This window comes from Patescibacteria group bacterium (genome assembly GCA_018897195.1).
GTDB lineage: Bacteria > Patescibacteriota > Patescibacteriia > Patescibacteriales > UBA12075 > JAHILH01.
In genome coordinates this window covers 482,444-497,029 of the sequence record JAHILH010000001.1, presented here as the reverse complement: position 1 = coordinate 497,029, position 14,586 = coordinate 482,444, and the positions used below count along the sequence as shown (strand labels likewise).

General features: G+C 36.6%; 17 protein-coding genes and 2 tRNA genes. 17 read left to right on the top strand and 2 right to left on the bottom strand.

Annotation, left to right across the window (positions count from 1 at the left end; translation table 11 throughout):
• Positions 1-791: 791 nt before the first annotated feature.
• The 17 genes from KKD45_02430 to KKD45_02350 all read left to right on the top strand — a co-directional run bounded on the left by KKD45_02430 (position 792) and on the right by KKD45_02350 (position 13,080).
• On the top strand, positions 792-2,408 hold the full coding sequence (locus KKD45_02430) for a hypothetical protein (GenBank protein MBU4309358.1): 1,617 nt from the start codon (positions 792-794) through the stop codon (positions 2,406-2,408).
• A 144-nt stretch (positions 2,409-2,552) separates the two neighbouring features.
• Positions 2,553-2,831 (top strand): hypothetical protein, encoded by a 279-nt coding sequence (locus KKD45_02425; GenBank protein MBU4309357.1) that lies wholly within the window; start codon positions 2,553-2,555, stop codon positions 2,829-2,831.
• A gap of 85 nt (positions 2,832-2,916) precedes the next feature.
• Positions 2,917-4,044 carry a diguanylate cyclase gene (locus KKD45_02420; GenBank protein ID MBU4309356.1) on the top strand — a complete coding sequence of 376 codons (1,128 nt, stop codon included), beginning with the start codon at positions 2,917-2,919 and terminating at the stop codon, positions 4,042-4,044.
• Positions 4,045-4,125: 81 nt separating this feature from the next.
• Complete coding sequence (locus KKD45_02415; protein ID MBU4309355.1) at positions 4,126-5,052, top strand: hypothetical protein; 927 nt, start codon at positions 4,126-4,128, stop codon at positions 5,050-5,052.
• A 141-nt stretch (positions 5,053-5,193) separates the two neighbouring features.
• Positions 5,194-5,907 (top strand): segregation/condensation protein A, encoded by a 714-nt coding sequence (locus tag KKD45_02410; protein ID MBU4309354.1) that lies wholly within the window; start codon positions 5,194-5,196, stop codon positions 5,905-5,907.
• A 10-nt stretch (positions 5,908-5,917) separates the two neighbouring features.
• On the top strand, positions 5,918-6,469 hold the full coding sequence (gene scpB, locus KKD45_02405) for an SMC-Scp complex subunit ScpB (GenBank protein MBU4309353.1): 552 nt from the start codon (positions 5,918-5,920) through the stop codon (positions 6,467-6,469).
• 86 nt (positions 6,470-6,555) lie between these two features.
• Positions 6,556-7,548, top strand: a complete 993-nt coding sequence (locus tag KKD45_02400; GenBank protein ID MBU4309352.1) for a serine hydrolase — start codon at positions 6,556-6,558, stop codon at positions 7,546-7,548.
• A 17-nt stretch (positions 7,549-7,565) separates the two neighbouring features.
• Positions 7,566-8,333, top strand: a complete 768-nt coding sequence (gene tpiA / locus KKD45_02395; GenBank protein ID MBU4309351.1) for a triose-phosphate isomerase — start codon at positions 7,566-7,568, stop codon at positions 8,331-8,333.
• A gap of 6 nt (positions 8,334-8,339) precedes the next feature.
• The gene (locus tag KKD45_02390) at positions 8,340-9,197 is read left to right on the top strand and encodes a class II fructose-bisphosphate aldolase family protein (protein MBU4309350.1); all 858 of its coding nucleotides are present in this window, start codon (positions 8,340-8,342) and stop codon (positions 9,195-9,197) included.
• Between the two features lie 22 nt (positions 9,198-9,219).
• Positions 9,220-10,047, top strand: a complete 828-nt coding sequence (locus tag KKD45_02385) for a hypothetical protein (GenBank protein MBU4309349.1) — start codon at positions 9,220-9,222, stop codon at positions 10,045-10,047.
• Between the two features lie 17 nt (positions 10,048-10,064).
• Positions 10,065-10,137: transfer RNA gene (locus KKD45_02380), tRNA-Thr, on the top strand.
• Between the two features lie 33 nt (positions 10,138-10,170).
• On the top strand, positions 10,171-10,497 hold the full coding sequence (locus KKD45_02375) for a hypothetical protein (protein ID MBU4309348.1): 327 nt from the start codon (positions 10,171-10,173) through the stop codon (positions 10,495-10,497).
• 75 nt (positions 10,498-10,572) lie between these two features.
• Complete coding sequence (locus KKD45_02370) at positions 10,573-10,875, top strand: DUF1294 domain-containing protein (protein ID MBU4309347.1); 303 nt, start codon at positions 10,573-10,575, stop codon at positions 10,873-10,875.
• Between the two features lies 1 nt (position 10,876).
• Complete coding sequence (locus KKD45_02365) at positions 10,877-11,779, top strand: DMT family transporter (protein MBU4309346.1); 903 nt, start codon at positions 10,877-10,879, stop codon at positions 11,777-11,779.
• A gap of 25 nt (positions 11,780-11,804) precedes the next feature.
• Positions 11,805-12,065, top strand: a complete 261-nt coding sequence (locus KKD45_02360; protein ID MBU4309345.1) for a GIY-YIG nuclease family protein — start codon at positions 11,805-11,807, stop codon at positions 12,063-12,065.
• A 26-nt stretch (positions 12,066-12,091) separates the two neighbouring features.
• Positions 12,092-12,808 carry a hypothetical protein gene (locus KKD45_02355; GenBank protein ID MBU4309344.1) on the top strand — a complete coding sequence of 239 codons (717 nt, stop codon included), beginning with the start codon at positions 12,092-12,094 and terminating at the stop codon, positions 12,806-12,808.
• A 190-nt stretch (positions 12,809-12,998) separates the two neighbouring features.
• A tRNA-Tyr gene (locus tag KKD45_02350) sits at positions 12,999-13,080 on the top strand.
• A 74-nt stretch (positions 13,081-13,154) separates the two neighbouring features.
• On the opposite strand, the gene KKD45_02345 is transcribed toward KKD45_02350, so the two are convergent.
• The gene (locus KKD45_02345) at positions 13,155-13,769 is read right to left on the bottom strand and encodes an HAD family hydrolase (GenBank protein MBU4309343.1); all 615 of its coding nucleotides are present in this window, start codon (positions 13,767-13,769) and stop codon (positions 13,155-13,157) included.
• A gap of 121 nt (positions 13,770-13,890) precedes the next feature.
• A complete protein-coding gene (locus tag KKD45_02340; protein ID MBU4309342.1) occupies positions 13,891-14,544 on the bottom strand; it encodes a TusE/DsrC/DsvC family sulfur relay protein in 654 nt (217 codons plus the stop codon).
• Between the last annotated feature and the right edge of the window lie 42 nt (positions 14,545-14,586).

Below are 14,586 nucleotides of genomic sequence, written 5' to 3'. Positions count from 1 at the left end.
ATAAGGAGATAATGATTTTAATTATCTCCTTCTTTATTTTGTTTTACTGAAGCGTGTTGCAAGTAACACGAATAATCGCAGTAGTCAATACTGCGATTTTTAATTTTAGTTTAATGTGGAGCGGGTATGGTGATAATGAAGATGAGGTACGAGTGTGTTTGTGATGTAAAAATAGCATTTAATACAACCCTAATCTTTGTTTAAGGAGTTGTTAATTGGGAGGTGTTACAATAAACTTAGAAATAAAAATTTAAATATAAATAAAAAATTCATTAAATTGACAAAATAAAACAAACAAGGTATAGTACTCAATTATCGACTAGATGTGCCTTGAAAACTGAATAAAGTGGGTATAACATTGTGAAGAACTCTGTGTAAAATCTTGGTAAGGAATGTGCAGAAATAGCCGTAAAAGGCTATTGTAATCCAACATTTTTTAACGTAAGATACTTATACAAAAATAAAAACCAAAGAAATAAACAGTAAATGGATTGGTTATGTTCTTTTATAATGTTGATTGTAGAGTTCACGTATTTAAAAGCAATTTTGATTGTTTGTAAATATGTGGATTCTACAATAAAAAACTAAATAAAATAATAAACCGGGAGGATTGCCATGTCACAGTATGTCATAACTTATATCAGAGAAAAAGCTGAGCAGTTAAGGAAATTAGCTGATCAGGCTAAATTGGTTATCGCCAACAGTTGAAGAGGGAGTCTTGCTCACTAAGAAGGGTGCATTTGGAAACAAATGACACCCTCCTTTTATTATTATCAATAGGAGGAGACGAGATGGGTCTGCTAAAAAAATATTTACTATTGCTTTACCACTTGTCTGTTCGCGGGTATTTAGACAAAGCTTTAAGTGTTGCCATTTTGCCGGATGATTCTATTCGTGACAAGGTGAAAGATGATGTTAGCACTTCTTTGTTTCGATGTTGTCCTTTAACAAGAAGAAAGAGGAATATTGTGGATAGTATAATCCAAAAATATGAAAAGGATTATATTGATCCCCGTAATTTTCTCAAAACAGGACAATATCCCCCAGCGCGTAATTTCGAATTTGCTAAACAGTCTATTCGAAGTCATATTAATAGCGGAAATTTTAATCTTTTTTTGATTGAGGTGGATGGCGATGGGGTTAAATTTGTTAATGACACCTGGGATCACCAGAATGGCAATGTTTATTTGAGTAAGACCTGGACATGTATTAATATCGCCATCGAAAATGTTCAAGCGTATATTAATGCCTATTATCGGGGCACTTGTGCGCATCTACGGATTGAAGATGAAGTTGATATATTTCCAATCGCAAAGAGCGGTGACGAGTTTTCGATAGTCGGAGTTGCAAAAAAAGGCGGAAGAATTAATTTGTCTGAAAGCTATTTTCCAGCAACGGCTAATTCGTCCGAAGCAGCAGCTTTGAGAATTGATGAGCTTTTAAAACTCGAGTTGCATGATCAGATGTTTTTGATGGATTGTTCAGACTTTGCTGATAGGGAGGCGATGATTATCGCTTTTGCTGATTCGGAGATGGATTTAGCTAAGGATTGTATTGAAAAAATTATCAATGCAAAAAGCAAGATAGACCATTTCTTTGTGGGGTTTGCGGAAAGATTTAAAGTCGATCTTCTTGCCCAAAATTTTAACGAGGCAAAGCTTGGGTTAATTGATGCTGTCACAGAGCACCAAACGGCGATTATTGAAAAAGTGGCAAGAGAGTATTCTGATTACGATTTTTTTGCATCAGCTTCATGTGGTTCATTGGTTATGAACCCCGATTTTTTCAATCTTCAAAGAAGTTTGGAATATCTGGCTGATAAATTGCAAAAAGAGCAGTCGATTTCCAGGTTTGAGGCGTTTAGACGGGCCCAGGAGATTATTGGGACGCCGATGGAGTGGAGAGAGAAAGAGATTTTTCAAAAGAAGATAGAATATTTTATGCGTACTAATGAAATTTCTCTTGAGTTTGCGACATTTAAGGCTTTGTTTGATTTATTTTTAAAACAAACAGACTGGAATATGTCGGCTGATAAAACCATTTTCAAAGAACAGATGCGTTTGGCGGGAAATCTGGAAAATGCCAAAAAGATTGATGTGAAAAAATGTCGAAATTTATTCCTTCACATCAAAGCCTTGTCAAGAAGTAACGAGCAAAAAGCACAGCTTGTTTTGAATAAAAAACTTGAAGACCAGAATACGGGTTTTCGACAAGTGATTGATGATCAGGATAAGCGCTTGTCGTCGGCCATGGCGGAAATAGACAAGTTGAACTTTTTGTTAAATGTTGTCTGCAATCATGTCGCCAAGGGTTGGGATGAATTACAGACAGCAGATCAGGTCACAAAGGAAACATTAATAGGTGTATTTGAAAAAGTGCAAACAGAGATAGGTAAAAGTTGTCAGTAGTTTAACGCTACGGGGTCCAAATAAACCCCGTAGCGTTTTTTAATATATTTGACGCACGCCCTTGACAATCTTTGCTTAAAAGATAAAGATAAAAGCGCTTAATTATTATCGCTCTTTATAATAAAAATAACATAGGAGGTGTGTATGAACCATATTGGCCAGGATTTGTTTGATTTTTTAAGAACTCGCTTTCCTGATGTGGAGGACAAAATTTTTGATATTTTGATTCAAGCGTCCATGAAAGGTCGGAAAATTGAAGAAGATTTTGCCAATCTGAGCCAAAAAACAGCCGATGAGCTGAAAGTTGATTTTGGCAGGATGGATGAGTCTGACCTGCACAACTGGCTTAGCGGTCTCATGCGCAATAAAAATGGGAAATATCAGCAATTATTCAAGGATCCGATGTTTGGCAGAATTGCTTAGGATATTGTTTTTTTGAAAGAAAATGCTAAACTATAGGCAGTTATCATATTAAGATAATTGCCTATTTTTATTTTAAAAAAAATATATGACAAAAGAATTTTCCGCAGAATCTTCTCCTGCAAAAACAAGTGATATCGAAAAAAGAAAACAGCAAGCAATGACAGACTTGGCTGAAATTTATGACAAAGAAAATAATGAACGAACAAGCGATGCTAATTATGAGGCGGTTAAGAATAATTGGATTGCCGAACAATATAGAGACACCATAGAGGTGGAGGACTTAAATGACATGCTTGAGGAGAAAATTTTCAATGATAAGCAGTCTGCCAAGGATTTGCAAAAAAAATATGAGGATGTGTTAATTGATGATGTAACTGGATTTAAAATTAGAAAAGAACTTTTTAAAAAAATGGACGAGGATTTGCGCGTTATATTTGGTCTTGATAGCGATGTAGCGATTAGCAATGACAAGGTAATAAGCGCGATTCAGGCCTTAGATGATGATTGTCGGCATATTAACTTATCAGTAATGATGAGCGACGTCTCTTATCTTTCATTGGCAAACGAGGCAGGACACAGTGTTGGTGATAAACTTTTAAAAAATATCAGCGAAAAGATTAAAAGTCATGGTTTTGATGGTTATCGTCATGGCGGTGATGAGATTACGGCTTTGGTTCATGATTCAGAAGAAATTTTCCAGAAAAAAATCCAGGCAATGTCTGAAGATATTAGGAATCAAAAAAATGTGGCCAATTTGGCTAACTATGATTTAGTGCCTAATTTGGATATTGGCACCGCCCATATTTCTGAAGGTTTAAAAGTTTTTAAGGAGTTGTTAAAAATTGATGAATATCGAGGGAGAATAAAAAATGAAAAAGCACTTGATGAGTTAAAGGATGTTTGGTTGGAAATTGCCGATAAGAGATCTTTTTTGGAAAAAGGAAAAACTAGAATTTCATTATTGATGGATCGATTTAGTGAGGACCGGGATGGTTACAAAGAGGTAATAGGTTTCTTGAGAAAAGGTGGGTACAATATTAATGATGAAGAATTGGGAAGATTGGTTGTTGATACTGATCAAGCTGATAAAGCGCAAAAAGAAATGGTTGTTAAACGGTTTATAGCAGAAAAAGAAAAACAAGCCTTGAAGAAGTTGAGTGGATACAGACGGTCAAGGGCGGAATTAATAAATCAAGTAGTTGGCATTATTTAAATTGTTAATTAAATAAAGGATAAATTGGCAAACTATTTGTTGATGAGACAAATAACCATGTTAATTATCTCAAACAATTTTATGAACTCAAACAACGCGGCAAAGTTTGCCTTTTATTACATCCTGAGCTTGGTGGCCTTGATTGCGATGGCGATGTCGACGGGGACGGTGATTTTTCAGATTATCAACAAGTATATTGTTGATGTAGTGAATCAGTATAGTGGGACGTATTCTGACGATGTGATGAAGTCGGTGATTTCAGTGATTTTTATTTCGGCGCCGATTTATTTCTTTATCACTATGCAAATCATGAAGAATTTATTCACGGGTGAATTGGACAAAGAATCGCCAATTAGAAAATGGCTTGGTTATTTTATTATTTTAATTTCTTCATTTGTGGTGATTGGTTGGTTAATCGGCACCCTGAACGGTTTTTTAAACGGAGAATTGACCTTGAAGTTTTTGTTAAAAGCGCTTACGTCATTGGTGATTTCGGGAGCAATTTTTGGTTTTTATTTTTATGACATAAAGAGGGTGGAAATTAAAGACAAAAAAGATAAAGTGGTAAAGATTTATTTCTGGGCCGCCTTGGCCGTAGTGGTTATCTCTTTTGTGGGTGCTTTGTTTGTGGTGGAGACACCAACGCAGACCAGAGACAGAAAGATGGATGAGCAGGTGATTAATAATTTGAATAATGTCCATAGTTATTTGGATCGTTATTATACCGAGAAGGGCAAACTGCCTAACGATTTTTCAATCTTGATAAAAGAGTACGCTTTGCAAGAAAAAGATTTTGTTAATCCGATTAGTAAAGAAAAATTTGAGTACAAGGTTGTTGATGCGACACATTATGAAACATGTTCCGTCTTTAAGGCCTCAAATAAAAAAGCGAATGAGAATATTACTTATTATGGACAAGTAATTTGGGACCATGATGCTGGTCGATATTGCTTTACGCAGAAAATATTTGAAAATCCGAAGGCAACGCAAATGGAAGCTATTCGGTAGGTTTTCTGTAAAATTAAACAAAAAGTACAAAGATTCGATAGTCGATAAGATGGTCGAATCTTTTGTGTTATAAAGGAATATTCAAGATGGTGAAATTTGTTTTTATATTCATATTAATGTATAATATGTGTATAAGTATATATGAAAATAATCTTGGAAAAATTTGAAGGTCCCTTGGATTTATTGCTAAAATTGATAGAAAAAGAGGAGATGGATATCACGAAAATCAGTTTGGCAGCGATTGCGGATCAGTATGTTGAGTTTGTAAAAAAATCAACCCAAATAAGCCCTGGCGACGTGGCTGATTTTTTGTTTATAGCCGCGCGACTTTTGTATATTAAGTCACGAGCCTTATTGCCGTTCTTGCAACAGGACGAGGAGGAAGAAGAAGACTTGGAAGAGTTTGAAAAGCAATTGAAGATTTATAAAGAATATTTGGAAGCAGCTAAGAGTGTTGAGGATATTTTGGCGACACAGCGATTTATGTTTGTACGTGAGTTTAATAAAAAAGCGATTTTGAATAACACTAATTCTTTTTCACCACCCAAGGATCTAAAGATGATTGATTTAAAAAATACTTTCGAGGAGTTACTAGCCAGGATTAAGCCAGTGAAAAAATTAACTGAAGAGGTGTTGGAATATAAGGTTAGTATCGAGGAGCGTATTGCCAACATCCAAAAGATGTTTTTGAATAAAGTGAAAACCAGTTTTGATAAATTAATTGAAAATTGTAGTTCGAAGGCGGATGTTGTGGTTAGTTTTTTGGCAGTTTTGGAGTTGATGCGACAACGCGAGCTGGTTTTAGACCAGGAGGATTTGTTTGGCGAGATTACAATCTCGAGAGTTGTGAATTAAGATTAAAACAATGAATGAATTGAAGTCAAAAATTGAATCGCTGTTATTTGTTTCAGCTAAGCCGATTGCAATTAGTCATCTGGCGGAATTGATCAAGGTTGAGGTAGGCGAATTAGAAAAAGCTGGCGATGAGCTGCTGGCCGAATATCGTGAGAGTGGGCGAGGTATGCAGATAGTTAAAGACCACGCCAAATATCAAATGGTAACAGCACCAGACAATGCTGGTTTGATTCGCGAATTAATCAAAGATGAAACCACGGGCGAATTGAGTCGTCCTAGTCTTGAGACCTTGACCATTATTGCATATCGCGGACCGATTTCTCGAGCAGATTTGAATCGAATCAGGGGTATTAATTGTTCGCTCATTTTAAAGAACTTATTACTGCGTGGCTTAATTGAGTCAAAGGAGGGTAGTGAGGATGGCGAGAGTTATTATAGTGTTACCTTTGACTTCATACGACATTTGGGCATAAATGACATTACTGAATTACCTGATTATGAACGATTAAGCAAAGATATGAATTTGGACGAAATTTTGGGAGAAAAAAAAGAGGAAAATTAGTAAGAAAAAATTATAAAGAGAAATAAAATTTAATAAAAATAAATTTTCAACTTGCAGCTTAAAACTTGCGGTTGATACGTATCCCCATGCGTAAGACTTTATCATTATTTACAATCATTTTTTTTGTGTTTGGCATTTTTGTCTATGGCAAATCCGGCTCCAATCACTCCCTTGAAGCTAGTTTGGATAAGAACGGTATTGTCTTGGGTGTGAGTGAAGAAGCGTCCAATGGAGAGGTAGACAGTAACATCGAGCCACAAAATAATTTTTTACCGAGCATTGTTGATGAAAATTTACCACCAACAAAGAATGCTAGTAGCTCTGAATATAATTTAAAAACTGGCAAGGCGGTGGTTCTTGATTGCAAGAGCGGCTCGACAATTTACGATAAAAATTCGACAGAAAAAGTTGCAATTGCCAGTATTACCAAATTGGCAACTGCGTTAGTTTTTTTAAAAAAGAATTTAAGCCTGGATAGCGTCTATGAGGTAAAAAAAGAGGATCGAGTTGAGGGTGGCTTGTTGCACCTGCGTACGGGTGACTTAGTGACGATTAAAGATCTTTTGAATTTGAGCTTGGTGTCATCGGATAATATGGCGACGATGGCCTTGGTAAGTGCCAGTGACTTAAGTGTAAAAGAGTTTGTAATAGAAATGAATCTTTTTGCCAAGGAGAATGGTTTGGCTGATACGAATTTTATTGACACGATTGGTTTAGAGCAAAATCTGTCGACAGCACTTGATGTGGCCAAGTTGGCTAACTTGGCTTTTGCCAATGAAGTGATTGCTGGGATTGTGGCGCAGGATAAATATATTTTTAAAACAAAAAATGGACGTGAGGTTATTGCTAAAAGCACGAATATTTTATTGGACGATGAAATTACTGATGGGATTAGAGTTATTGGCGGCAAGACTGGTTTTACCAATTCAGCCGGTTATTGTTTTGTAGGTAAGTTTGTTGATGATAAAAATAAAAATATTATCTCGGTAATTTTGGATGATAGCGAAAAAGCATCACGCTTTTATCAAGCGCACAACTTGGCCAAATGGGCGTTTAATAATTTTTCTTGGAATAATTAATTAATAATATAAAAAATATGAAAAACGAAAAAATCGTCATCGCAAATTGGAAGATGAAGCTTAGTTTGGCAGAGTCATTAGACTTAGCTAAAAAAATTAAAGCAAAGTTTAAAAATATGGATGGAGAGCAAATTGCCGTTTGTCCAAATTTTATTTCTTTATTAGGCGTGCGAGATGTTTTGCAAGGCAGTAATATTAAATTAGGCGGTCAAGATGTTTTTTGGGAGGAGAATGGTGCTTATACTGGTGAAATTTCCCCAAGTTTATTGGTTGAGGCTGGTTGCGAATATGTTATTATTGGTCACTCAGAGCGTCGTAAATTTTTGATGGTTAATTATGAAATGATTCATAAAGAAGTCAAGGCGGTCTTGCAGATGGAAAACTTAACACCGGTTGTTTGCATTGGTGAAAACTGGGATGAGCGAAAAACTGATCGTCGTGATTACGTTTTGTTCGATCAAATACAGCAAGCCTTGAGCGGAATTGATGTTGTTGGTAATCAGCAAATCGTAGTAGCTTATGAACCAATCTGGGCAATTGGCTCTGGTACGGCGATTGAGCCAACTGAAGCTGAATATGCGCACAAAATTATCCGTTTGACACTAAACGATATGTTTGGTATGAAGATAGTTAATAATAACTTTAAAATTATTTACGGTGGCAGTATTAATAGCAAAAATGTAAAAAGTTTTGTGGATTTGGACAACTTGGACGGCCTACTAGTCGGTGGCGCCAGTCTTGATGTCGAAGAGTTTTATAAAGTAGCGAAAGCGATTATTAAATAAATATTTATGTTAGTACACATCAAAGAAATAGTAAAAAATGCAGAAAAAGGGGGATATTGCGTAGGCGCTTTTAATGTTCACGGCTTAGAATCGATTTTGGGCGTGGCTAATGCGGCTGTGCGAGCGGGTTCGCCGGCAATTATTCAAGTATCAGAAGGTGCAATAAAATATATGGGCCTAGAGGCTTTTGTGGCCTTGGTGACAACGGTGGCTAAGACAAGTGCAACCAAGGTGCCCTTGACTTTTCATCTTGACCATGGCAAGAATCCAGACATTGTATTAGCTTGTATCAAGGCTGGCTTTTCCTCAGTGCACATGGATGGTTCACATTTGCCCTTAAAAGAAAATATTGCAATTACGAAGAAAATTGTCACCATTGCTCATAAGAAAAACGTTTGGGTACAGGGCGAGGTTGGTGCAATCATGGGCGGCCATGGTGATATTGGTGGACAACTTGAAGGTATTCAACTTGCAAAATTAGAAGAAGTAGTTGAATTTGTAGAGAAGACTGGCGTGGATACAATCGCCGCGGCAGTTGGCACGGCACACGGTGTTTATGATAATGAGGATATTATTGTTCCACTTTTGAAAAGTATTAAAAAGCAAACTAGAAGAACTTTTGTTTTACATGGCGGTTCTGGTCTACCTAGTCAAAAAATTAAGAAAGCCATTAAGGAAGGTGTTAATATTATTAATATTGGTAGTGATATTAAAATTGCCTTTGCTGAAGCTCTGAAAAAAACTTGCCTAGAAAATGTCAAAGAAACTGATCCACGCAAGCTAATGAGTCCAAGTGTCGCGGCGATTGAAGAGGTGACTATGAAGCACATGAAAATTTTCGGAAGTGCTGGAAGAGTGAAATAATAAATGTAACAAATAATTAACTATGTACGATATAATTCCATTGATTTTGATTTTAGCCGGCCTGACTGCAATTATTATTATTGCAATTCGAAAGTTCTCTGTCTTGGCCAGCTTGGACGTTGAAGCAATCAAAAAAGAGCGAGAAGCAAAATTCAAACAACAGATAATTAGCAATAGAATAAAAAGAAATTATTCCAAATATCAGAATCAAGCCTTAAGTCTTCTTAAGCCCATGATTGCAAATATTTCGGAATTTTTTGTTGATCTTCATGATAGACTAATTGAGCATAAGCTTAATTATAAAAAAGACAAGAAAGTGAATTTGGAAAGCGAGGAGACTATTATCAGTCGTTTGTTTCTTGATATTGAAGAATGTTTGAAGAATGATGATGAGGATTTAGCCGAAAAAAAATATATCGAAATTATTGGCATGGATAGCCAAAATCTGAAAGCTTTTCAAGGTCTTGGTGATTTGTATTTTGAAAAAAAGCAATATAATGAGGCCAAGCAAACATACAAACATGTAATTAAGCTTCTGGAAAGCGATACTGATGATTATGCCTTGGACGGCGTTGATAGTACTAATAATAGACAACTCGCTGGTATATATTTTGATTTAAGCTTAATTGAAAAAATCTCCGAAAACAACGATTTGGCCATGAGTTATATTGACAAAGCTCTAAATATTGAGCCTAATAACCCGCGTTACCTTGACACAAAATTTGAGCTTTGTATAATAAATAAAAACAAAGAATTAGCCAGCGCTACTTTTGAGAAATTAAAAGAAGTTGATCCGGAGAATGGAAAATTGGCTGAATTGGAACAAGAGATTGTTGAATTAGAGGTTTAAGCTATTACAGCTTATTCGCCGTTGTAGCTCAGCTGGTAGAGCACTTCCATGGTAAGGAAGGGGTCTCGGGTTCGATTCCCGACAATGGCTCAAGGATTTTATTATAACTTTCAATAAAATAATATGGATATCGAACGATGGAAAGACACCACGAGCCACATTAAGGATACTTTTGAGGTAGAGGATGAGGGGAGTGAACATATTGACGAAGAGGGCGGCATTGATGTTGATTATATTGTTTTTGCGGGTCCATTAGGGAAGATGCGATTAGAATATGTTTCCAGGCCGGCAATTCTAGATAAAAAAACAACTTACTCCAATCGAATTGGATCAGAAACAAAAATAGATTATACTTATAGTAAGACCGATAGAAGTCAGCAGATGATGGCTTATAAATGGGATGAGGGTCTTGATGATTGGGTGGAGATGGAAAGCAAGATGTTTGCCTAGTTAACTCCAAAATAATAAAATTACGGCTTCGGCCGTTTTTTTGTTTATATGGCTCAAATATGATATTATGTATTTATGAACAATCAATTGTTAGTAATTTTATCAATCTTTTTGGCGATAAATTTTATCGCTTTTTTCTTGATGCTTTTGGATAAGAGTAAGTCGCGAATTAGCGGGGCGGAAAGAATTTCTGAAGGGATGTTGTTTTTTATGGCGACAGTTTTTGGGAGTGTGGGCGTGTATGCTGGGATGTTTGCTTTTCGTCACAAAACTCGGAAGTGGTATTTTGTGGTTGGAATTCCGTTATTAATTGTCCAGAATAGTACTTTTTTATATTTAGCGTATCTTTTTTTAACTGGCAGTTTAAGCGTAATTTAATATGACAAGAAAAGAAGAAAATGCAGGCGTGATTTTTGCCTTGGTAAGTGCGGCGATTGGTGGAATGTTTCCGATTTTGGTGAATAGGGGAACGCAACTTGTGCCACCGGTGATGTTTGCCGCGATTACAACTTTGTTGGCGGCTAGTGGTTCTTTTATTTATGCAGCGACTCGAGGAGAATTACATGAATTAAAAAATAAAAATGCTTACGCCTCGATGTTGATGGTAACTTTTTGCATTGTAGTAATTCCGTATCTTTTAATGTCTATTGGCTCAAGTAAAACGTCTGGCATTAATACTTCTTTTTTAAAGCTATCGGAAATAATATTCACTTTAATTTTCACACACTTTATTGGTGAAAAAACAACCAGGTTGAAATTACTTGGTGCGGGTGGAGTGTTTATTGGGGCTTCGTTGATTTTATATAATGGCACCCCGCGATTAAATGTTGGTGATTTATTGATTGTTGTTAGCACTATAACATTTCCGCTCGGTAATTTTTATGCGAAAAAGGCTTTAAATTTGGTGTCACCGTCGATAATTTTGTTTACGCGTTTTTTATTAGGGGGCCTTTTTATGTTAGTTTTGGCTTTGTTGTTTGAGCCACAAGGAAATGGAATTGGTCCAATCTTAAGTCATTGGAAATTAATTGTTTTTGTGGGTGTTATCTCATTAGGTATTGGCAAGGTTATTTGGTATGAGGGTCTTAGGCGTTTGGATATATCAAAAGCCATTTCCCTGGGAATGACATCTTCTTTATTTAGTTTGCTTTTCTTGGTTAGCATTTTCCGAGAAGATTTTTCCTTGTATCAATTCGCCGGAATTGTCTTTATTATGATTGGCATCTATTTTTCAATAAAAAGAAATTCTGTTAATCAATCTTTGACTAAGTATTCAATTTAAAATTTTTGTTATTAATGTAAATTTCATGTGGCAGGTGTATATTTTAAAGTGTGCGGATAAGACTTTTTATACGGGCATTACAACTGATTTGGAAAGGCGAGTGGGTGAACATAATAGCTCTGACTTGGGGGCAAGATATACGAGTGGCCGACGTCCAGTAAGACTTGTTTATGCGCAGAATTTTGCCAACCGATCCTTGGCCTCAAAAGAAGAAATTAGAATTAAAAATTTATCGCGGGAGGAAAAAATTGACATGATTAAAAAGTATGTTAGTATAAAAAAGTAAGTTATTTATTAATTAAATACAAATTTATGGCTACGAAAAAAACTAAGGTAAACAATAAGAAAGTTGCTGCTAAAAAGGGAACAGTAATTAAGGACTTAGCGCCGGGTGAATTGCAAAAATTGGCCAACGCGGGGACTAAAGAGGCGATTGCTAAAATTGAGCAATATTTAAAAATTGAGCAAGATGAGGAAAAAAGAGCCTACGCGGAGATGGCCTTGGAGGAATGCGAATTTATTTATTATCAACCAAATAGCGAAAAGGAAGATCAAGAGTTTATGCTTTGTGAATTAATCCGCCGACGAAAAATTGACCTTGAAGACTTAATGATGGAGGCTGGTGCTGTTCAAATGAAATTGGATAAATTAATGTTGGAGAAAAAAGTGCATGATAAAATTATTGCCAAGCATAAAGACAAGAAGGAGGTTTGGCAATACAATTATATCCCTGATTTTTTATTGACAGAGAAAGATGCTTTGCAACAATTAGAAGATATGATTGGCTATGAGGAAGAATGGATTGCTGAAGCAAAGAAGATGATTACAGCTCCACGTTATAAAAATATTCCTGATCACCACTTAGCTCATTTCGCTTTTGAATTTGACGAGGCGCTTGATGAGGGCGAGGACGATGAGGCTGATTATGATGATGCCGACTATGATATGGCTACCGAGGTGGATGAAGATGGTTATGATTACGAAGATGACGATTGTTGTTCAGATGGCAGTTGTTCATGTGGAAACTAAAGGTTTAAAATTTGTTAAGATAATTTTGAGATTAAATCGCCATTAGGCGATTTTTTCTTACAAAAATAGCGATATTTAACAATATTTTTGACAAAATGCCTGGTATTGATTTATTATTTTAAATATGTTATTTTGATTATAGGTAAAATAAGCCCTGGAATAGGGCATTATTTTGTTTTAAAAGGATATTGGGTCGGTACTCTAGCGGTCAACGAGGGCAGACTGTAAATCTGCTGGCTACGCCTTCGAAGGTTCGAATCCTTCCCGGCCCACACGAAGAATAATCATCAGCAATGGTGGTTATTTTTTTTGTATAAAAAACCCCTCAGTTTTTATTCTGAGGGGGTTAGAGGATGGTTAGAATTTCGTCTAACGTTTTTATTTTGTTTGTTTCTTTGGATGAACCGGCTCTGTCCAACAAAATGGCGTTTATGCCGACTGCTTTTGGGCCAGCCACGTCACATCTTAGGCTGTCGCCAATCATGAGCATTTCTTCAAGGGCGATGCCGGAGTTTTTGCTCATTACTGTGTAGATATTCTTGTGCGGTTTAATGTGACCAACTTCGCAGGAAAAGACACTGTGATCAATGAGCTTATCAAGGCCTAATTGGAAAAATGGTTTTTTGTAAGGTGTGGCTAGATTGGAAATCACGCCAGTCATATAGCCAAGGCTACGTAATTCTTTGAGCAGCTCGATTGATTCCGGGTATGGCTCGGTTGACTCTAATTCGGTGCGCAAATCAGTTGTAAATTTTTCAACATCCACAGAATTGCCAAGATTAAAGAGCTCAATCTCTCCTTCGGGCGTTTTGAAAAAATCGCTACAAAGGATTATGTTTACAAGCTCTTTATGATTGCGGGCGGAAATTGCTTCCAAGAACATTTTATACGGACTAGTTTTCCTTTTTGTGAAAATCAGCGTGCCGTACAAATCAAACACAATCATTTTTATTTTTTTCATCGATTCCTCCTTTTTTTATGTTTGTTATATATTGGCAGATTTATTTGATTTTGTAAAGTGTTATTTTTTGGATAAAAAAAAGGACGCTTGGGGGCGTCCTGGGTGATGGTGATTGTTGGTTTTACCAAATTGGAAATCCCGGCGCCTTTTGCAGGGGTTCGCTTAGATAATCGTGGGGTAAGCCGGCTATTGCGGCCATGACGCGTGTCGGTTGCTCAGTGAAGAGTTTGTAGATTTCACTCCTTGGGATGTCCATTGTTTCTCTGCCGTTTTCCCCTTCGATTTCTCGGCCGTTTTCATGGCAGATTCTTTGCAGCGCTGGCATCTGTTTGTTGTTGATGTAAAAAGCTCTGGCGTATGAAACCAATGCTTTACTTTGGTCACTATAGACAGTTATACCTTTTGATATAGCAATTGTTTTTTCCCAATTTTCATCAACCTCGGTGATGTCTTTAAGATGGCAACATGGGTCAACGTTGAATGTTTTCCCTTCAACTATGATGTAATATTGTATATTTCCCTCGGCACCTTTAGAAAGAAGGGGCACTCCAGGGGCTATTACACGGTCAGTTGCCGCCGTCCTTTTTATCGGCGCTGCCGCCTTTATCGGCACTCGCAATCCATCAGATGATAGATTTATCCTGGGTCGATCTTTATGCATGCCAAAAAAGGGGAGGCTGCTTAAAAATTTGCCAATCAAATCTTTTGCCCCCGTTGTCTTTTCTTTTGGTAAAGCCGTGGTTGTATTCATCTCCACATCTCCCTTTTGATTCATTATTTGAACCAGCTTAATTCCTCAAGCTAGTTCGCCTAAATA

Excerpts from the sequence above, each read along its gene's own strand:
- KKD45_02430 (MBU4309358.1), top strand. The coding sequence starts at position 792 with ATGGGTCTGCTAAAAAAATATTTACTATTGCTTTACCACTTGTCTGTT.
- KKD45_02425 (MBU4309357.1), top strand. The coding sequence starts at position 2,553 with ATGAACCATATTGGCCAGGATTTGTTTGATTTTTTAAGAACTCGCTTT.
- KKD45_02420 (MBU4309356.1), top strand. The coding sequence starts at position 2,917 with ATGACAAAAGAATTTTCCGCAGAATCTTCTCCTGCAAAAACAAGTGAT.
- KKD45_02415 (MBU4309355.1), top strand. The coding sequence starts at position 4,126 with ATGAACTCAAACAACGCGGCAAAGTTTGCCTTTTATTACATCCTGAGC.
- KKD45_02410 (MBU4309354.1), top strand. The coding sequence starts at position 5,194 with ATGAAAATAATCTTGGAAAAATTTGAAGGTCCCTTGGATTTATTGCTA.
- scpB (MBU4309353.1), top strand. The coding sequence starts at position 5,918 with ATGAATGAATTGAAGTCAAAAATTGAATCGCTGTTATTTGTTTCAGCT.
- KKD45_02400 (MBU4309352.1), top strand. The coding sequence starts at position 6,556 with ATGCGTAAGACTTTATCATTATTTACAATCATTTTTTTTGTGTTTGGC.
- tpiA (MBU4309351.1), top strand. The coding sequence starts at position 7,566 with ATGAAAAACGAAAAAATCGTCATCGCAAATTGGAAGATGAAGCTTAGT.
- KKD45_02390 (MBU4309350.1), top strand. The coding sequence starts at position 8,340 with ATGTTAGTACACATCAAAGAAATAGTAAAAAATGCAGAAAAAGGGGGA.
- KKD45_02385 (MBU4309349.1), top strand. The coding sequence starts at position 9,220 with ATGTACGATATAATTCCATTGATTTTGATTTTAGCCGGCCTGACTGCA.
- KKD45_02375 (MBU4309348.1), top strand. The coding sequence starts at position 10,171 with ATGGATATCGAACGATGGAAAGACACCACGAGCCACATTAAGGATACT.
- KKD45_02370 (MBU4309347.1), top strand. The coding sequence starts at position 10,573 with ATGAACAATCAATTGTTAGTAATTTTATCAATCTTTTTGGCGATAAAT.
- KKD45_02365 (MBU4309346.1), top strand. The coding sequence starts at position 10,877 with ATGACAAGAAAAGAAGAAAATGCAGGCGTGATTTTTGCCTTGGTAAGT.
- KKD45_02360 (MBU4309345.1), top strand. The coding sequence starts at position 11,805 with ATGTGGCAGGTGTATATTTTAAAGTGTGCGGATAAGACTTTTTATACG.
- KKD45_02355 (MBU4309344.1), top strand. The coding sequence starts at position 12,092 with ATGGCTACGAAAAAAACTAAGGTAAACAATAAGAAAGTTGCTGCTAAA.
- KKD45_02345 (MBU4309343.1), bottom strand. The coding sequence starts at position 13,769 with ATGAAAAAAATAAAAATGATTGTGTTTGATTTGTACGGCACGCTGATT.
- KKD45_02340 (MBU4309342.1), bottom strand. The coding sequence starts at position 14,544 with ATGAATCAAAAGGGAGATGTGGAGATGAATACAACCACGGCTTTACCA.